The 21,382-nt window shown below is 58.7% G+C and carries 22 protein-coding genes; 12 read left to right on the forward strand and 10 right to left on the reverse strand.

The annotated features are described in order from the left end of the window. Positions 1 to 26 precede the first annotated feature (26 nt). The 3 genes from DFS28_RS19580 (at position 27) to DFS28_RS19590 (ending at position 2,824) form a co-directional block, all read left to right on the forward strand. Positions 27 to 1,340, forward strand: coding sequence for a C4-dicarboxylate transporter DctA (locus DFS28_RS19580; protein ID WP_111451110.1), 1,314 nt, complete (start codon positions 27 to 29; stop codon positions 1,338 to 1,340). A gap of 67 nt (positions 1,341 to 1,407) precedes the next feature. Beyond that, positions 1,408 to 2,112 (forward strand): FadR/GntR family transcriptional regulator, encoded by a 705-nt coding sequence (locus DFS28_RS19585; RefSeq protein ID WP_008154237.1) that lies wholly within the window; start codon positions 1,408 to 1,410, stop codon positions 2,110 to 2,112. Between the two features lie 25 nt (positions 2,113 to 2,137). After that, on the forward strand, positions 2,138 to 2,824 hold the full coding sequence (locus tag DFS28_RS19590; protein ID WP_111451111.1) for a GntR family transcriptional regulator: 687 nt from the start codon (positions 2,138 to 2,140) through the stop codon (positions 2,822 to 2,824). 100 nt (positions 2,825 to 2,924) lie between these two features. On the opposite strand, the gene yjiA is transcribed toward DFS28_RS19590, so the two are convergent. The 3 genes from yjiA to DFS28_RS19605 form a co-directional block, all read right to left on the reverse strand. Continuing rightward, the gene (yjiA, locus tag DFS28_RS19595; RefSeq protein WP_111451112.1) at positions 2,925 to 3,896 is read right to left on the reverse strand and encodes a GTPase; all 972 of its coding nucleotides are present in this window, start codon (positions 3,894 to 3,896) and stop codon (positions 2,925 to 2,927) included. A gap of 163 nt (positions 3,897 to 4,059) precedes the next feature. Then, positions 4,060 to 4,257: a YbdD/YjiX family protein gene (locus DFS28_RS19600; RefSeq protein ID WP_008154232.1), complete on the reverse strand. Its 198-nt coding sequence runs from the start codon at positions 4,255 to 4,257 to the stop codon at positions 4,060 to 4,062. 14 nt (positions 4,258 to 4,271) lie between these two features. Further along, positions 4,272 to 6,338 carry a carbon starvation CstA family protein gene (locus DFS28_RS19605; RefSeq protein WP_111451113.1) on the reverse strand — a complete coding sequence of 689 codons (2,067 nt, stop codon included), beginning with the start codon at positions 6,336 to 6,338 and terminating at the stop codon, positions 4,272 to 4,274. Positions 6,339 to 6,496: 158 nt separating this feature from the next. Between DFS28_RS19605 and DFS28_RS19610 the strand changes: the two genes are divergently transcribed. After that, positions 6,497 to 6,865: a PilZ domain-containing protein gene (locus tag DFS28_RS19610; RefSeq protein WP_111451114.1), complete on the forward strand. Its 369-nt coding sequence runs from the start codon at positions 6,497 to 6,499 to the stop codon at positions 6,863 to 6,865. Positions 6,866 to 6,996: 131 nt separating this feature from the next. Here DFS28_RS19610 and radA read toward each other — a convergent pair whose 3' ends face one another. Continuing rightward, on the reverse strand, positions 6,997 to 8,364 hold the full coding sequence (gene radA, locus DFS28_RS19615) for a DNA repair protein RadA (protein ID WP_008149143.1): 1,368 nt from the start codon (positions 8,362 to 8,364) through the stop codon (positions 6,997 to 6,999). A 629-nt stretch (positions 8,365 to 8,993) separates the two neighbouring features. Here radA and mscL point away from each other — a divergent pair. After that, positions 8,994 to 9,407, forward strand: coding sequence for a large-conductance mechanosensitive channel protein MscL (mscL, locus tag DFS28_RS19620; protein ID WP_008149145.1), 414 nt, complete (start codon positions 8,994 to 8,996; stop codon positions 9,405 to 9,407). Between the two features lie 47 nt (positions 9,408 to 9,454). On the opposite strand, the gene DFS28_RS19625 is transcribed toward mscL, so the two are convergent. Continuing rightward, positions 9,455 to 10,231 (reverse strand): ferredoxin--NADP reductase, encoded by a 777-nt coding sequence (locus tag DFS28_RS19625; RefSeq protein WP_111451115.1) that lies wholly within the window; start codon positions 10,229 to 10,231, stop codon positions 9,455 to 9,457. A 345-nt stretch (positions 10,232 to 10,576) separates the two neighbouring features. Here DFS28_RS19625 and DFS28_RS19630 point away from each other — a divergent pair, with 345 nt between their 5' ends. Together DFS28_RS19630 and DFS28_RS19635 are read left to right on the forward strand one after the other, a co-directional pair. Beyond that, positions 10,577 to 11,308 (forward strand): autoinducer binding domain-containing protein, encoded by a 732-nt coding sequence (locus DFS28_RS19630; RefSeq protein WP_111451116.1) that lies wholly within the window; start codon positions 10,577 to 10,579, stop codon positions 11,306 to 11,308. Between the two features lie 175 nt (positions 11,309 to 11,483). Further along, on the forward strand, positions 11,484 to 12,608 hold the full coding sequence (locus DFS28_RS19635) for a methyltransferase (RefSeq protein WP_111451117.1): 1,125 nt from the start codon (positions 11,484 to 11,486) through the stop codon (positions 12,606 to 12,608). Between the two features lie 82 nt (positions 12,609 to 12,690). Here DFS28_RS19635 and DFS28_RS19640 read toward each other — a convergent pair whose 3' ends face one another. The 3 genes from DFS28_RS19640 to DFS28_RS19650 are packed head-to-tail and all read right to left on the reverse strand — an operon-like array spanning position 12,691 to position 15,369. Further along, entirely contained in the window at positions 12,691 to 12,858 is a 168-nt protein-coding gene (locus DFS28_RS19640; protein ID WP_074880353.1) for a DUF2474 domain-containing protein, read from the reverse strand. Positions 12,859 to 12,918: 60 nt separating this feature from the next. Then, on the reverse strand, positions 12,919 to 13,926 hold the full coding sequence (gene cydB, locus DFS28_RS19645; protein ID WP_056744661.1) for a cytochrome d ubiquinol oxidase subunit II: 1,008 nt from the start codon (positions 13,924 to 13,926) through the stop codon (positions 12,919 to 12,921). A gap of 3 nt (positions 13,927 to 13,929) precedes the next feature. Further along, a complete protein-coding gene (locus DFS28_RS19650) occupies positions 13,930 to 15,369 on the reverse strand; it encodes a cytochrome ubiquinol oxidase subunit I (protein WP_111451118.1) in 1,440 nt (479 codons plus the stop codon). Between the two features lie 403 nt (positions 15,370 to 15,772). On the opposite strand from DFS28_RS19650, the gene DFS28_RS19655 reads away from it, so the two are divergent. From DFS28_RS19655 to DFS28_RS19665, 3 genes are all read left to right on the forward strand, one after another. Beyond that, positions 15,773 to 17,011: an MFS transporter gene (locus tag DFS28_RS19655; RefSeq protein WP_111451119.1), complete on the forward strand. Its 1,239-nt coding sequence runs from the start codon at positions 15,773 to 15,775 to the stop codon at positions 17,009 to 17,011. Between the two features lie 84 nt (positions 17,012 to 17,095). Then, a complete protein-coding gene (locus DFS28_RS19660; protein ID WP_111451120.1) occupies positions 17,096 to 17,374 on the forward strand; it encodes a type II toxin-antitoxin system RelE/ParE family toxin in 279 nt (92 codons plus the stop codon). Positions 17,375 to 17,387: 13 nt separating this feature from the next. Beyond that, positions 17,388 to 17,675 (forward strand): HigA family addiction module antitoxin, encoded by a 288-nt coding sequence (locus tag DFS28_RS19665; protein WP_111451121.1) that lies wholly within the window; start codon positions 17,388 to 17,390, stop codon positions 17,673 to 17,675. A gap of 6 nt (positions 17,676 to 17,681) precedes the next feature. Here the strand turns inward: DFS28_RS19665 and DFS28_RS19670 are convergent, their stop codons facing one another. Both DFS28_RS19670 and DFS28_RS19675 read right to left on the reverse strand, forming a co-directional pair. Further along, entirely contained in the window at positions 17,682 to 18,233 is a 552-nt protein-coding gene (locus tag DFS28_RS19670) for a DJ-1 family glyoxalase III (RefSeq protein WP_111451122.1), read from the reverse strand. Between the two features lie 66 nt (positions 18,234 to 18,299). Then, the gene (locus tag DFS28_RS19675) at positions 18,300 to 18,755 is read right to left on the reverse strand and encodes a DUF4879 domain-containing protein (RefSeq protein WP_111451123.1); all 456 of its coding nucleotides are present in this window, start codon (positions 18,753 to 18,755) and stop codon (positions 18,300 to 18,302) included. 214 nt (positions 18,756 to 18,969) lie between these two features. On the opposite strand from DFS28_RS19675, the gene DFS28_RS19680 reads away from it, so the two are divergent. Beyond that, positions 18,970 to 20,265 carry an NCS2 family permease gene (locus DFS28_RS19680; protein ID WP_111451124.1) on the forward strand — a complete coding sequence of 432 codons (1,296 nt, stop codon included), beginning with the start codon at positions 18,970 to 18,972 and terminating at the stop codon, positions 20,263 to 20,265. Beyond that, on the forward strand, positions 20,262 to 21,341 hold the full coding sequence (gene trmA, locus DFS28_RS19685; protein ID WP_111451125.1) for a tRNA (uridine(54)-C5)-methyltransferase TrmA: 1,080 nt from the start codon (positions 20,262 to 20,264) through the stop codon (positions 21,339 to 21,341). The genes DFS28_RS19680 and trmA overlap by 4 nt, the downstream gene beginning before the upstream one ends. Positions 21,342 to 21,382 lie beyond the last annotated feature (41 nt).

The raw sequence follows: 21,382 nt of genomic DNA on the forward strand, positions 1-21,382 counted from the left end.
CCAGGACACCGACCAGGATTCCTCCCATGCTCAGATGGTGCTCGCGTTCAATCTTCCTCCAAGTGGTTCTCGGACTGGTGCTCGGCATCGTCTGTGGGCTGACCCTTCCTGAATACTCCGCCCAGCTCAAACCGCTCGGCGATGGCTTCATCAAACTGATCAAGATGCTTATCGGTCTGATCGTGTTCTGCGTGGTGGTCAGCGGCATCAGCGGTGCCGGCGACCTGAAGAAGGTCGGACGCATCGGACTGAAATCGGTGATCTACTTCGAAGTCTTGACCACCATCGCCCTGGTGATTGGTCTGGTGTTCGCTTTCAGCACCGGCATCGGCAGCGGCGCGAATATTCATCTGGATCAGCTTTCCGCTGCCGACATGGGCGACATCGCCCAGCGCGGTCAGCACATGCACACCACCACGCAGTTCCTGATGGACCTGATCCCGACCTCGGTGATCGGCGCCTTCGCGGAGAACAATATCCTGCAAGTCCTGCTGTTTTCAGTGCTGTTCGGCAGTGCGCTGAACCTGGTGGGCGAAGCAGCGTCGGGTATTTCCCGGCTGATCAATGAGCTGAGCCACGTGATTTTCCGCATCATGGGCATGATCGTGCGTCTGGCGCCGATCGGCGTGTTCGGCGCCATCGCTTTCACCACCAGCAAATATGGCCTGGATTCGCTGCAACACCTGGGCAGCCTGGTCGGCCTGTTTTACCTGACCTGTTTCGCGTTTGTGTCATTGATTCTTGGCCTGGTGATGCGCCTTTCGGGCCTGAAGATGTGGCCATTGCTCAAGTACCTGCGCGAAGAACTGCTGATCGTCATGGGCACCGCCTCCTCCGACGCCGTGCTGCCACAAATCATGCGCAAGCTTGAGCATCTGGGCATCGGTAGTTCGACGGTCGGGCTGGTGATTCCTACCGGTTACTCGTTCAACCTGGACGGTTTCTCGATCTACCTGACCCTCGCCATCGTGTTCATCGCCAACGCCACCGGTACGCCGCTGGCCATGACCGACCTGCTGACCATCCTGCTGGTGTCTTTGATCACCTCCAAAGGTGCCCATGGGATTCCCGGCTCGGCGCTGGTGATTCTCGCGGCGACACTGACGGCGATCCCGGCGATTCCGGTGGTCGGCCTGGTGCTGGTGTTGGCAGTGGACTGGTTCATGGGCATCGGCCGGGCGCTGACCAACCTGATCGGCAACTGCGTCGCCACCGTGGCCATCGCGCGCTGGGAAAAGGACATCGATATCCAACGGGCGAACAAAGTACTTTCTGGCCAGGTGGGTTATACCTTCCAGCCGAGAAAGCCCGTCGGCCCTGCGCATCAGCAGGAATTCTGAATAATCGCCGTGCCTGCCCACGAGCAGGCACGGTCATCAATCGTTTTGGATGCTCATGGAGCGAACAGTGATCACCTCGTCGACCGTTGTGAATTCAGTAGTAGAAAAACTCCGGGCCGCTTTGGCCCGTGGTCAGTGGCGCTCCGGCGAGATGCTGCCGGGGCAGCGCGAGTTGGCTGAGCAACTGGGCATCAGCCGCCCGAGCCTGCGTGAAGCGGTCATCGTGCTGGAAACCCTTGGGCTGGTGCGTTCCATGCCGGGGAAAGGCGTGGTGGTGCTGGAGGCCAATCTCAGTGACAGCCAAAGCCACGACAGCGCAGTCGCCGGTGCGAGCCTGGAAGACGTGCTGCAACTGCGCTACACCCTCGAGCCGTTCATTGTCGGCCTGGTGGCGCAGTCGATCAGCAGCAAGGAAGTCGGGCAACTGCGCCTGACCCTGATGGACATGCGCGAAGCGCTGGAAGCCAACGACAGCGAAGCCGGGGTGAACGCCTACATCGCGTTCCACGAAGAGCTGTTCACGCTGACCTCGAACCCAATCTTCCAGAGTGTGGTGCAACAGACCAGCAACGCCCTCAAGCAAAGCGCCGACGTGCTGCGCAACTCCCCGGAGCATTTGGCTGAGCGCCTTGAAGAGAACGAAGCCGTGGTGCGCGCTATCCGCAGCAAAAACAGCGCCCAGGCCAGCGCCGAGATGCGTCGGCACATCCTTCGGGAAGGCCAGCGGATGGGCATCGAATTGAATATTCCGGACGACAACCTCGTCAGTTGAGTCCGCTTCGAACTGGAGACAAGCCATGAACAGCTTCGCCTCACCGCAAACCCTCAGCGCCCTGCCCTTTCCCCTGCCGGCGGAGGATCTCTATTCGCGAGTCTTCGACGCCATTCTCGAACAGCGCATTCATGCGGCCAGTCGCTTTACGGAAGAAAGCCTGGCGCAGATGTTCGGCGCCAGGCGCAGCGACATACGTGGCGTGCTGACGCAACTGTCCCATCAGCAGATCATCGTCCTTCGAGCCAATCATCGGCCCCGGGTCGCCGCGCTCGACAGCGAGCAAACCCGGCAAATGCTGCATGCACGACGGTTGGCCGAAATCACCTTGGTGCGACTGGCCTGTCAATCGCGCCTACAGGACTTGAAGCCGCTGCGAAACTTGATCGAGAGCGAGCGCCAATGCACCGCGCGGGGTGCGGCGATCCGGTTATCGGGGGAGTTTCATCTGCGGTTGGCGCAAATGGCGGGGAACGCACCGTTGGCGCATTTTCTTGGCAGCTTGGTGCCGTTGACTTCACTGGCGATTGCGCAGTTTGAGGTAGGGTTGGAGGGTTATTGCGTTTGGCATAAGCACCAGGCGATTCTGGAAGCCGTGGAACGCGGCGAAGCCGTGAAGGCTGAGAACTTGCTGGGCCAGCATCTGGATCATTTGGAAGCGATGTTGCTCAACGCCGGACCGACACTCAGTCAGAATCGTGTTACCGGTTAGATCGCCTTCGCGAGCAAGCCCGCTCCCACAGGGGGGAATGCATTCCAAATGTGGGAGCGGGCTTGCTCGCGAAGGCGCCATCACAGACGCCAACAACGCGTTAGATTGCCGCAACCCGCGCAAACCCCTCACGAATTTTCTCTTCCGGCAAATCATCGGCAATGAACACGATCACGCTTTCGCGCGTTTCATTGTCAGCCCACTCCGTGTCCCAATCGAATCCGTATAACTTCAACACCCCCTGAAACACCATGCGCCGCGGCTCGCCCAGGATGTTCAACACGCCTTTGTAGCGCAGCAATTGCTTGCCATGATCTTCCAGCAGTTCGTTCATGAACTCGCTGAGCTTGTCGATATCCAGCGGCTTGTCGGTGCGCAGCACCAGGCTCGAAATGCGGTCGATGGACGGCGCTTTGCTCACCGGGCGCAGGCTGACACCGCCGCCAAGGTCGGCATTGAGGTTGAAACCGCGCACGTCGAGCAATTCGGCCAGATCGATCTTGCCGTGCTCGACCACACGGATCGGTGCGCGACGGTTGATGCGGGTCAAGCGCTCGCTCAGCGCGGTAAAGGTCGCCTCGTCCACCAGATCGCGCTTGCTCACCAGTAACCGGTCGGCAAAACCGATCTGCGCCTGGGCGATGGTTTGAGTCAGGTGAGTGTCGGCGTGCGCCGCATCGACCAGGGTAATGATGCCGTCGAGGATATAGCGCTCGCGCAGTTCTTCATCGATGAAAAAGGTTTGGGCCACCGGTGCCGGGTCGGCCAGGCCGGTGCATTCGATCACCAGACGGTCGAAGGCGATTTCGCCGCTGTCCAGGCGTTCGAGCAGCAGGTACAAGGCCTTTGTCAGATCGGTGTGGATGGTGCAGCAGACGCAGCCGTTGGACAGCGTCATCACTTGCACCGGTTCGTCGCCCAACAGTTGGGTGTCGATACCGGCGTCGCTGAATTCGTTCTCGATCACGGCGATTTTCAGGCCGTGTTCGGCTTTGAGCAGGTAGCGCAACAGCGTGGTTTTTCCCGCGCCGAGGAAGCCGCTGAGGATCGTTACCGGGATGGGAGAGGACAAACTGAATCTCCTGACTCACTGAATAGAAGTATCAACACAAAACAAATGTGGGAGCCAGCCTGCTGGCGATGGCGGACTGTCAATCAACAGTGATGTTGAATGTTCAGCCGCCATCGCCAGCAGGCTAGCTCCCACAGGGATTGCTGTTAACCCGACAACTGGATCAACAGCACTTCGGCCCACCCTTGCCTCCGTAACGAGCCTCCTGGCGTTCCCGGAAGAACATCTCGTAGGTCATCACCGGCTTGTCCGGGTGTTTGGTTTGCATGTGCTCGACGTAATTGTCGTAGTCGGGCATGCCGACCATCAGGCGCGCGGCCTGACCGAGGTATTTACCGAGGCGACTCAGGTCATTGAACATGCTGCAATCCTCAATCAAGCATCCGGCAGAGCCTGGAATGGCGCTTCTTTATCCGTACGTTGTTTGCTGCCCCAGGCGGAAATGCCGACCTTGAGCGCATAGAACAGGATACTGAATACCACGAACAGGAACAGCGCCGTCAGCGTTGCGTTGGTGTAGGCGTTGAAGATCACGTGCTGCATCTGCGTAATGTCCTTGGCCGGGGCGAGGATCTGACCGTTGGCCAGCGCATCGCTGTATTTCTTGGCCAGCGACAGGAAGCCGATCGCCGGGTTGGCATCGAACAGCTTGATGAAGCCGGCGGTGGTGGTGCAGATCAGCAGCCACACGGCGGGCAACATGGTGACCCAGACGTAGCGCTGGCGTTTCATTTTGATCAGCACGACAGTCGCCAACATCAGCGCGATACCGGCCAGCATCTGGTTGGAGATACCGAACAGCGGCCACAAGGTGTTGATGCCGCCCAGCGGATCGATCACGCCCTGGTACAGCAACCAACCCCACATCGCCACACAACCGGCGGTTGCGATCAGGTTGGCGGCCCAGGATTCGGTGCGTTTCAGCGCCGGCACGAAGGAACCCAGCAAGTCCTGCAGCATGAAACGGCCGGCACGGGTACCGGCGTCCACAGCCGTCAGGATGAACAGCGCTTCGAACAGGATCGCGAAGTGGTACCAGAACGCCATGGTGTTTTCACCGGGCAGGACACTGTGCAGGATCTGCGCAATACCAACCGCCAGGGTCGGCGCACCGCCAGCACGGGCCAGGACCGTGGTTTCACCGATGTCCTTGGCCACCGCTTGCAACGCTTCCGGGGTAATTGCAAAGCCCCAGCTGCTGACGGTTTGTGCCACGGCCACCACGTCACCGCCGACGACTGCCGCCGGGCTGTTCATGGCGAAATACACGCCCGGCTCGATCACCGACGCGGCAACCATGGCCATGATGGCGACAAAGGATTCCATCAGCATGGCGCCGTAACCGATGTAACGGGCGTTGACCTCGTTATCCAGCAGTTTCGGCGTGGTGCCAGAGGAGATCAGCGCGTGGAAACCCGAGACCGCGCCACAGGCGATGGTGATGAACAGGAACGGGAACAGACCGCCCTTCCACACCGGCCCGGTACCGTCGACGAACTGGGTCAGCGCCGGCATTTTCAGCTCAGGCATGGTGATCAGGATGCCGATCGCCAAGGCCACGATGGTGCCGATTTTGAGGAAGGTCGACAGGTAGTCACGCGGGGCCAGAATCAGCCACACCGGTAACGAGGCGGCCACGAAACCGTAACCGACCAGCATCCAGGTAATCTGCACACCGTTGAAGCTGAACGCCTTGGCCCAGAACGGATCAGCGGCAATCTGCCCGCCCAGCCAGATCGAACCCAGCAGCAACAGCACGCCGACCACGGAGATTTCACCGATGCGGCCCGGACGGATGTAGCGCATGTAAATGCCCATGAACATCGCGATCGGGATGGTCGCCATCACCGTGAAAATGCCCCACGGGCTTTCGGCCAGGGCTTTCACAACGATCAGCGCCAGCACCGCGAGGATGATGATCATGATCAGGAAGCAGCCAAACAGCGCGATGGTCCCGGGAATGCGGCCCATTTCCTCACGAACCATGTCGCCCAGGGAACGGCCGTTGCGGCGGGTGGACATGAACAGGACCATGAAGTCTTGAACAGCACCGGCCAGCACCACGCCGGCAATCAGCCACAGCGTACCGGGGAGGTAACCCATCTGCGCCGCCAGGACCGGACCGACCAGCGGCCCCGCGCCAGCGATGGCTGCGAAGTGGTGGCCGAAGAGGATGTGTTTGTTGGTCGGCACGTAGTCCAGACCGTCATTGTTGAGCACGGCGGGGGTGGCCCGTCGCGGGTCGAGCTGCATCACATTGTTAGCGATGAACAGACTGTAGTAACGATACGCAACCAGATAGATGGCCACGGCAGCGACCACAATCCACAAGGCGTTGATTGCCTCGCCTCGGCGCAATGCCACTACACCCAGGGCGCACGCCCCTACGATTGCCAGCAGCAACCAGGGTAGGTGGCGTAGCAGGCTATTATTATTTTTCATTTAATGATTCCAGCCAGAGTGGACAAGAAAGACAGTCATCCCGAGTTTAGCGCTAACGGCCGCAAAGGCCATCCCCCGACATAGGTTGAGCCATCACTTTGCTGGCAACCTGTGACAATGCGGGTCTATAGTCAGCGAACATTTACGAGGATTGCCTCATGAGCGAGCACTCTGCCGATCGCCGCCGCTTCAAACGTATTGCGTTCGATGCCCGAACCGAGCTGAGCCAAGGGGAATTCATCTGGCCGGTGAAGTTGATCGATCTGTCACTGAAGGGACTGTTGATCGAAAAGCCCGAACCGTGGCTGGGAAATCGGGAGTGGCATTTCCTGGTCGATATTCATCTCAACGAGGACGTCGCCATCAAGATGGATGTGCAACTGACCCACGATGATCATGGTCAGCTCGGCTTCGTCTGCAAACACATCAGCCTGGAATCCATCGAACGCCTGCGGCGGTTGGTTGAGCTCAACCTTGGCGATCCGCAACAGCTTGAGCGCGAACTGGGCGCTCTGATCGAAATCTAAAGACTGGCGTCATTCCAATGTGGGAGCGGGCTTGCTCGCGAAAGCGGTGTGTCAAGTGCCATTGATGGCAACTGACACTCCCTCTTCGCGAGCAAGCCCGCTCCCACAGGGTTTGTGTTCTGTCTGGAAAGTTATTCGAACAGGGCGTCGAGCGCCTGTTCCAGACGCGTTACGGCAATAATCTGCAACCCCGGCGGCGCTTCTTTAGGCGCATTGCCCTTAGGCACGATGGCGCGTTTGAAACCGTGCTTGGCGGCTTCTTTCAAGCGTTCCTGGCCGCTCGGCACCGGGCGTACTTCGCCGGAAAGCCCGACCTCGCCGAACACCAACAGATCGTGGGGCAGTGGCCGGTTGCGCAAACTGGACATGACCGCCGCCATCAGCGCCAGATCGGAGGCCGTTTCCAGCACCTTCACCCCGCCAACCACGTTGAGAAACACATCCTGATCGTGGGTCGGAATGCCGCCGTGACGGTGCAACACCGCCAGCAACATCGCCAGCCGATTCTGATCCAGACCCAGCGTTACCCGACGTGGATTGGCCAGATGGCTGTCGTCAACCAGCGCCTGGACTTCCACCAGCATCGGCCGCGTCCCTTCCCACGTCGCCATGACCACACTGCCCGGCACTTCTTCCTGCGCACGGGTGAGAAAAATCGCCGAAGGGTTGGAGACTTCTTTCAGCCCCTTGTCGGTCATACCGAATACACCCAGTTCGTTGACGGCGCCGAAACGGTTTTTCACCGCCCGCAGCAAACGCAAACGCCCATCGGATTCGCCTTCGAAATACAGCACTGTGTCGACCATGTGCTCCAGCACTCGTGGCCCCGCCAAAGCGCCCTCCTTGGTCACGTGGCCGACCAGGAAAATGGCCGTGCCGCTCTGCTTCGCATAGCGCACCAGCAACGCCGCGCTTTCCCTGACCTGGGACACGCCACCCGGTGCCGATTGCAGTTGCTCGGTGAAGATCGTCTGGATCGAGTCGATCACCATTACCTTGGGTTTTTCCTGCCGGGCGGTGGCGATGATGGTTTCGATACAGGTTTCGGTCATCACCCGCAGTTGATCCTGCGGCAAGCCGAGACGGCGCGCGCGCATGGCCACTTGCTGCTGGGATTCTTCGCCGGTGACGTACAGTGCCGGCATGACTTTGGCGAGGTTGCACAAGGTTTGCAGCAGAATGGTCGATTTGCCGATGCCCGGATCACCGCCGATCAGCACCACCGAGCCGTCCACCAGGCCACCGCCCAACACCCGATCGAGTTCGCTGGACGCTGTGGAAAAACGCGGGATTTCTTCAACACTGACTTCGGCCAGGGTCTTGATCTGTGCCTGTTGACCAGTCCAGCCGGTGCGACCGCTGGGGGCTGCTGCGCCACCGCTCTCCACCATGGTTTCGGTCAGGGTGTTCCAGGCCCCGCACTCGCCGCATTGGCCAGCCCACTTGGGGAAGGTTGAGCCGCACTCGGTGCAGCCGTACATGCGCTTGGCCTTGGCCATCTGAACTCCCGGCAAAAACCGCGATGATAGCTCAGCTGGAGTGGGTCACGCGCGGCGAAGTTACCCAGCGCCCCCCTGGCAGCAACTTGTTCAGTCTTTTGAATACATCCACTGCATTACTAACTGTGAAAAACTGTACAACTTTCTCAGAAATTACTTTACACAATAGTTGTCTCGCTCAATAAAACAAAAACCAGAACCTGTACAGATCTTCATCATTTATAACTTGGATGTACAATGCAGCCGTTAAGCAAACTTTACAATACGAACAACCAAGCCAATGGCAATATAATGGCATTCTCCGCATCGAATATCAGAGGGACTGTTTAAGGTACGAGTCCATACATCCTGTAACCATTCACATAAAACAACCTATACCGCAGCTTATCCTTGCATCGAGCGAGTGATACTAAAGCCCCTACTTTTTATGTTTGTTTCTGCACTCCCTCCACTCAGCAGAACTGAGCGATCGAGGGAGAAAAAGCCCACGGGCGCCCGGGACGCCCAACATTAAAGCGGCTACCCCGAACACGGTGGCCGGCAAGCGCTGTACACAGTTGTTTCAAGCACGAAGCACCATGCTGACTTACAATGCCTTCACCAACCTCATCTGTAACAAGGAATAACCTATGGGCGTGATAAGTGAGTTCAAGGCCTTCGCGGTCAAAGGTAACGTGGTCGACATGGCGGTCGGTATCATCATCGGCGCCGCCTTCGGCAAGATCGTTTCATCGTTCGTCGGCGACGTGGTAATGCCACCGATTGGCCTGCTGATCGGAGGGGTGGACTTCAGTGATCTGGCGGTAACGCTCAAGGCAGCCAACGGCGATGTCCCCGCGGTAGTGCTGGCGTATGGCAAATTCATCCAGAGCCTGATTGACTTCATCATCGTCGCTTTCGCGATCTTCATGGGCGTCAAAGCCATCAACCGCCTGAAACGCGAAGAGGCCGTAGCGCCAACGCTGCCGCCGGTTCCGACCAAGGAAGAAGAGCTGCTGGAAGAGATCCGCGATTTGCTCAAGGCTCAGAACAATCGGCCCTGAAGACGTTAGTCAAACAATCAACGGCGCCCCTTGAGGCGCCGTTTTTTTTACCAGTAGTTTTCCACCGCCACCTGCCCGGGCCGGCGACTGAGGCTCAAGTGCATGTGGCGTTGTTTGAGCAATTTGCGCGTGTCATCGATCATCTGCGGGTTGCCGCAGAGCATGACCCGTGAGTGCTCGGCCGTCAGCGCCAGGCCTGCCGCCCGCTCCAGCTCGCCATTTTCGATCAGCGCCGTGATCCGGCCGCTCAGAGCGCCAGCATGCTGCTCCCGGGTGACGGTAGTGATGAACTGCAGCTTGTGCGCAAACTCCGCTAAATAGTCGCGCTCGGCCAACCCGCTGACGAGGTCCTGATAAGCCAGTTCCCGGGCTTCGCGCACGCTGTAGACCAGGATGATTCGTTCGAATTTCTCCCAGACCTCGAAGTCCTGCAGGATCGACAGAAACGGCGCCAGGCCGGTGCCAGTGGATAAAAGCCAGAGATCACGGCCGTCGACAAAGCGATCGAGCGTCAAGTAACCAAAGGCCTGACGCTCGACCAGCAGCGTATCGCCGACTCCCAGCCGACTCAGCTCACTGGTGAACTCTCCCCCTGGCACCACAATGGAAAAGAATTCGAGGAACTCGTCATAGGGCGACGACACCATGGAATAGGCGCGCCATACGGTGCTGCCGTCAGCCTTGGTAACGCCCAGCCGGGCGAATTGTCCTGCACGAAAACGAAAACCCGGGTCCCGGGTGGTCCGCAGGGTGAACAGACTGGGGGTCAGCGACTGGACGTCGAGCAAGGTCTGGCGAGTGAATTTTTCTGCGCTGGCGGTCATGGGGGGCTCCATTCAACAGATAGCCACAGTGTCCCGCAAAGCGGGCGGCTTAAACACCGGTGATTTGTAGTGGCTTTAGCCAGGACCTCATTCGCATTAACTTCACAGTACGACTGAACATTAACCATCCGGTTAACACACACATTCAAGCCTGTTTATAGTGAGATTGACATTTTTGTTATCTACGCCAGTGCTCCTTAACGTTAGAACCAGATACTTGCTTATAAATCGTAAACAAAGCCAAAAAATCTCACACAACCATAAGAAACGTCCTACACTCGGCACGTGCCAGATTATTGGATCCAAAAAGGCGCCACTAAGTAACATCACACTTGGAGAGATGCAATGGAGAGGTGGAAGGAATCACAACTCAATCAATTATCACGGGCAACGGAGATTGAGACTGCCTACCGGATTTCACTCGGCTTTGCGAAAAACCTTGGCTTTAAGTTTTTCGCTTTTTCAACAACATACCAAACAAAAACTGACCACTTTAATACAGTCCAACTCAACAACTACCCGACGGATTGGAACATTGAATATGAACAGAAAAATTTCAATGCAATAGACCCGGTAGTGGCTCACTGCAATCACTCCAGATTGCCTATCCTATGGAGCGAAGAACTTTTTTCCAAGACTCCCTGGTTGTGGGATGCGCTTGAGAAGCAAGGATTGCAGCATGGCTGGTCACAATCGGTCCATGACGAGGACAGTGGTGTTTGCAGCATTCTGAGCCTGGCCAGAAGCCATTGCCCGATCACTGCATTTGAGCTGTATGAAAATCTCGGTTTCTCGGTGTTCATCGGGCGCCACCTGCACGGGTTGGTCACACAGACACTGCCCAAGAAAGCGGCGAAGCCGGTCGTGCCGCATTTGTCTCCCCGCGAAATCGATGTATTGAGGCTGGCGGCTGATGGCAAGACTGCCTATGAGAGTGCCAGAATCCTCAATCTCAGCGCACGCACGGTCAATTTTCATGTGCAAAGCGCGATTCTGAAACTGGGAGTCAATAACAAGATTTCCGCAGTCATCGCCGCAACCAAGGACGGTATTCTCAACAGCAGCGCGATTCGCTGAGCCAAAAAACCTGCAAGTAATCCAAAAGAAAAAAACGTACCATTTGCGGTCCTTCTTGAGTGATGACGTGTAAACCTTCACGGCGCAGTACACTCGGACGGTCTCGCCCGCTACAACGCCCTTGGGCTGCGGGACACCTGTTGATGACCCCGTTGATTACCCAGAGCCCCGCCTCATGCCCTTGCTCGAAACACCCTTCGCCCGACTCGACCTGATCCGCCAGCCCGAACAGCAGAACGAACCGCTGCAGGCGTTTGACGCCGCAGACGAATACCTGCTAGCCCATCTGGCCGACCAACAGCCCTCGGCCGACACTCGGGTTTTGGTGCTCAACGACAGCTTTGGCGCATTGGCCGCCAGCCTGGTGGGCAAGGTTCAAGTGACCAGCAGCGGCGACTCGTTCCTGGCCTTTCAGGGACTGGAAAAAAATCTGATCCGTAACGGCCAGGCATTTGATGCGGTGCCAAGCGTACCTGCCAGTGAAGCCTTTTCAGGCCCCTTTGACCGGGTACTGATCCGGGTCCCGAAAACCCTCGCCTTGCTGGAAGAACAACTGATTCGCTTGCAGGGCCAACTGGCGCCGGGAGCCCAGGTGATTGCGGCGGCGATGATCAAGCATTTACCTCGCGCTGCGGGCGATCTGCTGGAGCGCTACATCGGCCCGGTGCAAGCCTCGCTGGCGGTGAAGAAGGCTCGGCTATTGATCGCGACCGCTGAAGTCAAAGCACCCGTCGTGTCCCCCTACCCGACCCGCTATCGACTCGACGCCCCTGAGATCGAACTGCTGAATCACGCCAATGTGTTCTGCCGCGAAGGGCTGGATATCGGCACGCGAGCGTTCTTGCCGCACCTGCCAAAGAACCTTGGCTCAGCGCGGGTGGCCGACCTCGGTTGTGGCAACGGCGTTTTGGCCATCGCCAGCGCCCTGCAAAACCCAGAAGCCCACTACACGCTCGTGGACGAATCGTTCATGGCCGTGCAATCGGCGGCCGAAAACTGGCACGCGGCACTGGGTGAGCGGGAAGTGGTGGTACGTGCCGGCGATGGTTTGGCGGGTCAGGAACCTGAGTCTCTGGACGTCGTCCTGTGCAACCCACCGTTTCACCAACAACAAGTCGTCGGCGACTTCCTGGCCTGGCGCATGTTCCAGCAGGCCCGAGAGGCGCTGGTCGTCGGCGGCGCGCTGTACATCGTCGGCAACCGTCATCTGGGTTATCACAGCAAGCTCGCGCGGTTGTTCCGCGGTGTCGAGCAAGTGGCGGCCACACCCAAGTTCGTGATCCTTAAAGCCCGAAAATAATCCCGGGTAAAAAAAACCCTCCAGCCAAGGAGGGTTGTGAATCCGTGCCGCAAGGCAACGGGATGGGATCTGTTGCAAAAAATCAGTGGGTCGTCAGCCCCGCGGCATTCATGAACATGCGCATCAGACTGGCCACGATGAACAGCGCCACAACGCTACCGGTCCAGATCATCGCCAGCCAGCCGAGTCGCTGCCAAAGCGGCTTTTTCTCTGCTGCTTCGATTTCCTGCAAGGAATGTTTACCCGCCATCATCGCAATCTCCTCTGAAGAAATGGCGCAGGTATCAGCCCTGCGCCACAGTCGCGCGCTCTAGTGATAGCCATCTTCGTGGGTGACCTTGCCGCGGAACACGTAGTAGCTCCAGAAGGTGTAACCCAGGATGAACGGGATGATGAACAGCGTGCCCACCAGCATGAAGCCCTGGCTTTGCGGTGGTGCGGCAGCGTCCCAGATCGAGATCGACGGCGGCACGATGTTCGGCCACAGGCTGATACCCAAACCGCTGTAGCCGAGGAAGATCAGCACCAGCGTCAGCAGGAATGGCGTGTAGTGCGCATTGCGAGCCACTGCACGGATCAGACCGTACATGGTCACCAGCACCAGAATCGGCACCGGCAGGAACCAGAACAGATTCGGCAGGGTGAACCAGCGAGCGGCAATCTCGGCATGGGCCAGCGGGGTCCAGATGCTGACAATACCAATCACCGCCAGTACCACGAAAGCCAGAGGCCGAGCCAGGTCATGCATCTGCTCCTGCAACTTGCCTTCGGTCTTCATGATCAGCCAGGTGCAACCGAGCAGCGCATAAGCCACCACCAGCGCCACGCCGCAGAACAGGGTGAACGGCGTCAACCAGTCCAGTGAGCCACCGGCAAATTGGCGATTGACCACCGGCAACCCATCAATGAATGCACCCAACGCAACGCCCTGGAAAAAGGTGGCGGCAACCGAGCCACCGATGAACGCCTTGTCCCAGAGATGGCGCTTGTCGTCCCTGGCCTTGAAGCGGAACTCGAAGGCCACGCCGCGAAAGATCAGCCCGATCAGCATGAAAATCAGCGGCAGGTACAACGCCGAGAGCACCACCGAATAGGCCAGCGGAAAGGCACCGAACAACGCTGCGCCGCCCAGTACCAACCAGGTTTCGTTACCGTCCCAGACCGGCGCGACGGTGTTCATCATCACGTCACGATCGGTCTTGCCCGGAATGAACGGGAAGAGAATCCCGATCCCCAAATCGAAACCGTCCATGACCACGTACATCATGATGCCGAAGATGATGATCACGGCCCAGATCAGCGGAAGATCAATACCCATGAGTCAAATCTCCTTGGTCAGGCTGGGGCGGTGGTCGCCGTCACCGTTGTCATCGGCGGCGGACAGCGGACGGGCTGGCGTGCGTTTCTGGCCAGGACCACCCTCGTTGGTTTCCTTGCCTTCGTCGATCTTCGGCCCTTTGCGCACCAGGCGCATCATGTAGCCCAGACCGGCACCGAACAGCGCGAAATAGACCACGACGAACATGATCAACGTGATGCTCATCTGCATGAAGCTGTGATTGGAGGACGCGTCTGCCGTGCGCATCAGGCCGTAGACCACCCACGGCTGACGGCCGATTTCAGTGGTGAACCAACCGGCGAGGATCGCGATCAGGCCGGAAGGCCCCATCCACAACGCCAGGTACAGGAACGGTCGCGAGGTATACAGCTTGTCGCGTTTACGCAGCCACAGGCTCCACAGACCGGTGAAGATCATCAGGAAACCCAGGCCGACCATGATCCGGAACGACCAGAACACGATGGTTGAATTCGGTCGGTCTTCAGGCGGGAACTCCTTGAGTGCCGGGACCTGTTTGTCCAGCGAGTGCGTGAGGATCAGGCTGCCCAGGTACGGGATCTCTACCGCGAATTTGGTCCGTTCTTCTTTCATGTCCGGCCAGCCGAACAGGATCAGCGGGGTCGGCTCATCGCCGTGGTTTTCCCAGTGGCCTTCAATCGCGGCGATTTTCGCCGGCTGATGCTCAAGCGTGTTCAGCCCGTGGAAGTCACCGATGACCGCCTGAATCGGCGCCACGATCAAGGCCATCCACATGGCCATCGAGAGCATGGTGCGGATCGCCGGGTTGTCCTTGCCGCGCAGCAAATGCCAGGCCGCCGAGGAACCGACGAAGAAGGCGGTCGCAACGAACGCTGCCGTGGCCATGTGCATCAGGCGGTACGGGAACGACGGGTTGAAGATTACCGCCAGCCAGTCCACCGGTATGACCTGGCCATTGACGATTTCGTAGCCTTGCGGCGTCTGCATCCAGCTGTTGGACGCGAGAATCCAGAAGGTCGAGATCAGTGTGCCGATGGCGACCATGACCGTGGCGAAGAAGTGCAGATTGCGCCCGACCTTGTTCCAGCCGAACAGCATGACCCCGAGGAAACCGGCTTCGAGGAAGAAAGCGGTGAGTACTTCGTACGTCAGCAGTGGCCCGGTCACGGAGCCGGCGAAGTCCGAGAAGCGGCTCCAGTTGGTGCCGAACTGATAGGCCATGACGAGTCCGGAGACCACGCCCATGCCGAAGTTGACCGCAAAGATCTTCGACCAGAAGTGGTACAGATCGCGGTACGTGTCGTTATGGGTTTTCAGCCACAGACCTTCGAGCACCGCCAGGTAACTCGCCAGGCCAATGGTGATGGCGGGAAATAGAATGTGAAACGAAATGGTGAACGCAAACTGAATCCGGGCGAGATCAAGTGCCTCCAAACCGAACATAAGTCTTCCTCTGTCAGGTAATACCGGCTGAAGGCTTGCGGCCTACACCCACTGCCCCCACGGATATGGAGTGTGGCGAATTTGAATTCGTTCTTTTTCTACAAACATCACAACGTAGGGAGTCTGGCCATCTGGCCGCCGGATCAATTCCATGAACGGTCTTGATCTGGATCAAGCAACGTTGAAAGAGTAGTCCCATTTTTGACGATGGACGGTGTGGTCTTTTGCCGCGTGACAGGTTGCCTCAGCGCTACGGTCATAGGCAGAAACACATTCCCTGTGGGAGCGGGCTTTCTGCGTTTTCGAGATCGGTGTCTAGCTAACTAAATTTCCCTGCCCTGCAACTTTTGGTTACAGCTTGGTGATAATCTCGACCCTCCCCTCGCTCAAGACCTGCCCTCAGATGCCCAGCCAAGCGCCTTTGCTGTTACGTCATCACCGCCCTTTTATCGCGTTCTGGCTGGCTCGGGTGTTTACCGCCAGCGGTTTCCAGATGCTCACCGTGGCCATTGGCTGGAACCTCTACCAATTGACCGGCAATGTGCTCGACCTGGGCCTCGTCGGTCTGGTGGAATTCGCCCCGCGGGTGCTGTTCATGCTGCACACCGGGCATGTCGCGGACCGTTATGACCGGCGCAAGGTCGCGGCAATCTGTCAGTCCGTGCAAGCGTTGATCGCCCTGTCGCTGGCCATCGGTAGTGCGACCGACAATGTCACCCGGGAGATGATCTTCATCCTCGCGTTTCTGCTCGGTGCCGCCCGCTCCTTCGAAATGCCGACCACTCAAGCCTTGTTGCCGAGCATCGTGCCCAGCGCGCTGTTTCCCCGCGCCGTCGCCGCCGCCCAATCCGCACAGCAATCGGCGACTATCGTTGCCCCGGCCCTCGGAGGGTTGCTTTACGCCTTCGGCAGCGTCTGGGTCTATGGCCCGACAGTGATCCTCTACCTCATCGCCTGCCTGCTGATGCTCAACTTGCCTGCACGGCAGACACCGCTGAACAAGGGCAAGGCGACGCTGGATTCGCTGCTGGCGGGCATCCGCTTCATTCGTAGTCGTCCGGACATTCTCGGGGCGATTTCTCTGGATCTGTTTGCCGTCCTGCTCGGTGGCGCAACGGCGTTGCTGCCGGTGTTCGCCAAGGACATCCTGCTGATCGGCCCTTGGGGCTTGGGCCTGCTGCGTTCAGCGCCGGCAGTCGGTGCGCTGCTGATGTCGCTGTACCTGGCGAGATTTGCCGTGGAGCGCAAAGTCGGACGGGTCATGTTCACCGCAGTGGGTGTGTTCGGCGTCGCGACCATTGCGTTCGGCCTGTCGACCTCGTTCTGGTTTTCCCTGGCGGTATTGGTGGTGCTGGGCGCGGCGGACATGATCAGCATGGTGATCCGTGCCTCCTTCGTGCAACTGGAAACCCCGGACGAAATGCGCGGCCGGGTCAGTGCCGTGAACGGTCTGTTCATTGGTGCTTCGAACCAGTTGGGCGAGTTTGAATCCGGCTTGACCGCCCACTGGTTTGGCACCGTACCGGCCGTGGTCATGGGCGGTATTGGCACATTGGTGGTGACCGGGGCGTGGATCAAACTGTTCCCGACCCTGGCAAACCGCGACCGCATGCATGTGCCGGTGGAAGAAGTGAAGGTCTGAAGCAGTTGCCGATCACACTTTTGCCGAGCAGGTGCAATACATAGATAGTGCATCAGGTGTAATGTATCGCCTTACACTTATCCCATGATCAAATCCTTTCAGCACAAAGGCCTTCGTGGCTTCTATGAAACAGGTTCGACTCGTGGGATCCGCGCAGACCATGCGAAGCGTTTGTCTCGGATGCTTCAGTTCATGGACCGCGCAGCACTACCTGGCGACCTGGACCTTCCGGGATGGCGATTACACCCACTCAAGGGAGAGTTGACCGAATACTGGTCACTGAGCGTTTCAGGGGAACTGGCGATTATTTTTCGTTTTATCGATTCAGATATCGAACTGGTCGACTATGTGGACTACCACTGACAGGAGGCAGGACATGCCCATGCACAACCCGCCACACCCTGGCGAAACCCTTTTGATAGATGTATTGCCTGAACTTGGCATCAGCGTCACAGAACTGGCCCGGCACCTGCGATTTGCGCGTCCGCATCTATCGCGAGTGCTGCATGGCCACGCGCCGATCAGCCCTGATTTGGCGGTACGCCTGGAGCGGGCTGGAATTGGTAAGGCCAGAATGTGGCTAGGTGTTCAGACTGATTACGATCTCTGGCAAGCAGAGCAGCGTGAGCAACCGGTCATCGAACCCATTGCCGCCCACGCCTGACATTTTCTAAACCACCAACTCCCCCGCCACCGCCGCTCGCGTGGCCTTACCGCAGAGTTGTTCCACCAGCGTCAGGGCGAATTGCAACGCTGCCCCTGAACCTTGGGCAGTGATGCAGTTGCCATCGACCACCACTGGTTGATCGACGAAGTTGCACCCCAACAGTTGATGGCTGGCCGAGGGCAGGCAGGTCATGCGCCGCTGACGCAGTACGCCAAAGGCTTGCAACGCCAGCGCCGGGGCCTCGGCGATGCCGGCGAACAGGCGCCCGGCCGCTGCCTGATCCTTGATCAATTGTTGCAGGGGTTGATGCGCCGCCAGATGTTGCGCCCCCACGTCACCACCGGGCAGGACGATCAGGTCGAACGGCTGTGCCAGCACGTCCACCAGCATCGCATCGGACGTCACTCGGGTGCCGCGCGCGCAGGTGAGCATGCGCCGTCCCTCGACGCTGGCCACCACCACTTCAACCTTGGCACGGCGTAGCACATCGATCAGGGTCACTGATTGCAGGTCATCGATGCCCTCGGCGAGGGTAATCAGAGCTCTAAAGGTCATGGGCGCAGTCCACTGGATGATCTTTAAAGCGTAGTCAGCTTTCCTGCCCCTTGTTCGAGCCTGCCGTTACTTGATGTAAAGCTGCGTCGACAATGTATTGCCTGGCGCGTTGATCGACGTGTTGCTGAAGGTGAACGTGCCTTCCTGTTTACCCGCCAGATCGAAGACGTACAGATAGCCGACGGTTTTTTTCCCGACGGTGCACTCAGTCAGGTTGCCATTATCAAAAGCACAGACCGGGGTCCGGGTGCCGTTCACTTCAAAACCGTCCACCCCGACATGCGCGCTACGACCGTAACCGACTTCCAGCACGTAGACCTTGATGTTCGGTCCGCTGTGATTGCAGCGGGTTTGCTCTTGCCCCTGCGCAATGTCTTCAAAACCACAGCTCGGCGACTCGACCTTGAGTACCTTCACCTGACTCAACGGCGCTGCCGATGCAGCCGAGGCGGTGTGCGCCCCCAGGAACAAGGCGATCGACACTCCGAATACGGCAATCAGACGTTTATTCATGCAATACATAAGTACCCCCAAAACCAGCGCGCAGTATGGCGTACTTGGCTTTACCGCAAAACATCGACGACGATCGCAGCCATAAGCAGCCATAACCCCACGCTGCTGGTATGATGCGCGGCTTTTTCCGACCCACAGAAAATTACCAGGCGCCAGCAGCGGTCTGTGCTTTGCTGTTGAGGTCGATACATTCACGGCGCCTGGCGCGCCACGGGGAGCAGACATGCTGGAAAGGCTGTTTCAACTCAAGGCACACAACACCAACGTGCGGACCGAGATTCTGGCGGGCTTCACGACCTTTTTGGCCATGGCCTACATTCTGTTCGTCAACCCGAGCATCCTCGGCGAGACCGGCATGGACAAGGGCGCGGTGTTCGTCGCCACGTGTCTGGCAGCCGCCATCGGTTCGACGGTGATGGGCCTGATCGCCAACTACCCGATCGCTCTCGCGCCGGGCATGGGCCTGAACGCCTTCTTTACCTACACCGTGGTCCTGCACATGGGCCACACCTGGCAAGTAGCGCTGGGAGCGGTGTTCATTTCGGCAGTGCTGTTCTTCCTGCTGTCGATCTTCCGCATCCGCGAATGGATCATCAACAGTATCCCGTTGCCGCTGCGCTCGGCGATTGCCGCCGGTATCGGCCTGTTCCTGGCCCTGATCGCCCTGCATAACGCAGGCATCGTGGTGAGCAACCCGGCAACCATGGTCGGCCTCGGCGATTTGAAACAACCGGCCCCGATCCTCGCGACCCTCGGCTTTGCCCTGATCGTGGCCCTTGAAGCGCTGAAAGTGCGCGGCGCAGTACTGATCGGCATTCTGGCAGTCACCATCGCTTCGATCGTGATGGGCTTCACCCCGTTCGGCGGCGTGATGTCGATGCCGCCGTCCCTGGCCCCGACCTTCCTGCAACTGGACATCAAGGGCGCCCTGGACATCGGGCTGGTCAGCGTGATCTTCGCCTTCCTGTTCGTCGACCTGTTCGACAACTCCGGCACCCTGATCGGCGTCGCCAAGCGCGCCGGCCTGATGGGCAAGGACGGCCACATGCCGAAAATGGGGCGCGCCCTGATTGCCGACAGTACCGCGGCCATGGCCGGTTCGCTGCTGGGCACCTCGACCACCACCAGTTACATCGAATCCGCAGCCGGCGTGAGTGCCGGTGGCCGCACGGGCCTGACCGCCGTTGTCGTGGCGATTCTGTTCCTGTTGGCGCTGTTCTTCTCGCCATTGGCGGCCAGCGTTCCAGCCTTTGCTACCGCACCTGCGCTGCTGTTCGTCGCGGTACTGATGACATCCGGCCTGGCCGAAATAGACTGGGACGACATCACCGTCGCCGCACCGGTCGTGGTCACTGCTCTGGCCATGCCGTTCACTTATTCCATCGCCAATGGCATCGCCTTCGGTTTCATCTCCTGGACCGCGATCAAGTTGCTGTCCGGCCGCGGCCGTGAGCTGAACTCGGCACTGGTGATTCTGTCGATTCTGTTCGTGATCAAGCTGGGTTGGTTCAACGCATGACTTTTGATTCCAAGGCTTACGCCGTTCAGCTCGAAGAGAAGGTCACGCGCCTGCGTGACCTGTTGGCCCCGTTCGGTGCGCCAGAACCTGTGGTGTTCGACTCACCGCTGAAAAACTTCCGCCTGCGCGCCGAATTCCGCCTGTGGCGCGAAGCCGGTGATCGTCACTACGCGATGTTTTCCCAGGAAGACAAGCGCACGCCGATCCTGATCGAAGAATTTCCGATCGCCAGCCTGCGCATCAACGAATTGATGCCGCAGCTGAAAGCAGCGTGGCAAGCCAGTGCGGCCCTGAGCAACAAGCTGTTTCAGGTGGAGTTCCTGACCACCCTGGCTGGCGATGCGATGATCACCTTGTGCTATCACCGCCCGCTGGACGAGCATTGGCACGCGGCGGCATCGAAACTGGCAGCCGATTTGAACGTCAGCATCATCGGCCGCTCCAAGGGCAAACGCGAAGTGATCGGTCACGATTACGTGGTCGAGCAGATGGACGTCGGCGGTCGCACCTTCAGCTATCGCCAGCCGGAAGGCGCGTTCACCCAGCCCAACGGCACCGTGAACCAGAAGATGCTCAACTGGGCTTACGACTCACTTGGCGATCGCTCCGACGATTTGCTCGAGCTGTATTGCGGCAACGGCAACTTCACCTTGCCGCTCGCGACGCGCGTGCGCAAAGTGCTGGCCACCGAAATCAGCAAGGCGTCGGTCAATGCCGCGTTGAGCAATCTCAGCGAAAACGCTGTGAATAACGTCACCCTGGTGCGCTTGTCCGCCGAGGAGCTGACCGAAGCCCTGAACGAAGTTCGTCCGTTCCGTCGTCTGCACGGAATCGATCTGAAGAGCTACGAGTTCGGTAGCGTCTTCGTCGATCCGCCTCGGGCCGGCATGGATCCGGACACCTGCGAGCTGACCCGTCGCTTCGACAACATCCTCTACATCTCCTGCAACCCGGAAACCCTGGCGGCCAACATCGCCCAGTTGCACGACACCCATCGCATCACCCGATGCGCAATGTTCGACCAGTTCCCATGGACCCATCACATGGAATCCGGGGTGTTGTTGACACGCCGGTAATTGCCGACGCCAGATACAAATCAGCCGTCATCACGACGGCT

Origin of the sequence: Pseudomonas sp. 478, from assembly GCF_003254125.1 — a bacterium.
Lineage (GTDB): Bacteria > Pseudomonadota > Gammaproteobacteria > Pseudomonadales > Pseudomonadaceae > Aquipseudomonas.

Coding starts and splice junctions, on each gene's coding strand:
- DFS28_RS19580 (WP_111451110.1), top strand. CDS start 27: ATGCTCAGATGGTGCTCGCGTTCAATCTTCCTCCAAGTGGTTCTCGGA.
- DFS28_RS19590 (WP_111451111.1), top strand. CDS start 2,138: ATGAACAGCTTCGCCTCACCGCAAACCCTCAGCGCCCTGCCCTTTCCC.
- DFS28_RS19600 (WP_008154232.1), bottom strand. CDS start 4,257: ATGTTCAATGACCTGAGTCGCCTCGGTAAATACCTCGGTCAGGCCGCG.
- DFS28_RS19605 (WP_111451113.1), bottom strand. CDS start 6,338: ATGAAAAATAATAATAGCCTGCTACGCCACCTACCCTGGTTGCTGCTG.
- DFS28_RS19610 (WP_111451114.1), top strand. CDS start 6,497: ATGAGCGAGCACTCTGCCGATCGCCGCCGCTTCAAACGTATTGCGTTC.
- radA (WP_008149143.1), bottom strand. CDS start 8,364: ATGGCCAAGGCCAAGCGCATGTACGGCTGCACCGAGTGCGGCTCAACC.
- mscL (WP_008149145.1), top strand. CDS start 8,994: ATGGGCGTGATAAGTGAGTTCAAGGCCTTCGCGGTCAAAGGTAACGTG.
- DFS28_RS19625 (WP_111451115.1), bottom strand. CDS start 10,231: ATGACCGCCAGCGCAGAAAAATTCACTCGCCAGACCTTGCTCGACGTC.
- DFS28_RS19630 (WP_111451116.1), top strand. CDS start 10,577: ATGGAGAGGTGGAAGGAATCACAACTCAATCAATTATCACGGGCAACG.
- DFS28_RS19635 (WP_111451117.1), top strand. CDS start 11,484: ATGCCCTTGCTCGAAACACCCTTCGCCCGACTCGACCTGATCCGCCAG.
- DFS28_RS19640 (WP_074880353.1), bottom strand. CDS start 12,858: ATGGCGGGTAAACATTCCTTGCAGGAAATCGAAGCAGCAGAGAAAAAG.
- cydB (WP_056744661.1), bottom strand. CDS start 13,926: ATGGGTATTGATCTTCCGCTGATCTGGGCCGTGATCATCATCTTCGGC.
- DFS28_RS19650 (WP_111451118.1), bottom strand. CDS start 15,369: ATGTTCGGTTTGGAGGCACTTGATCTCGCCCGGATTCAGTTTGCGTTC.
- DFS28_RS19655 (WP_111451119.1), top strand. CDS start 15,773: ATGCCCAGCCAAGCGCCTTTGCTGTTACGTCATCACCGCCCTTTTATC.
- DFS28_RS19660 (WP_111451120.1), top strand. CDS start 17,096: ATGATCAAATCCTTTCAGCACAAAGGCCTTCGTGGCTTCTATGAAACA.
- DFS28_RS19665 (WP_111451121.1), top strand. CDS start 17,388: ATGCCCATGCACAACCCGCCACACCCTGGCGAAACCCTTTTGATAGAT.
- DFS28_RS19670 (WP_111451122.1), bottom strand. CDS start 18,233: ATGACCTTTAGAGCTCTGATTACCCTCGCCGAGGGCATCGATGACCTG.
- DFS28_RS19675 (WP_111451123.1), bottom strand. CDS start 18,755: ATGTATTGCATGAATAAACGTCTGATTGCCGTATTCGGAGTGTCGATC.
- DFS28_RS19680 (WP_111451124.1), top strand. CDS start 18,970: ATGCTGGAAAGGCTGTTTCAACTCAAGGCACACAACACCAACGTGCGG.
- trmA (WP_111451125.1), top strand. CDS start 20,262: ATGACTTTTGATTCCAAGGCTTACGCCGTTCAGCTCGAAGAGAAGGTC.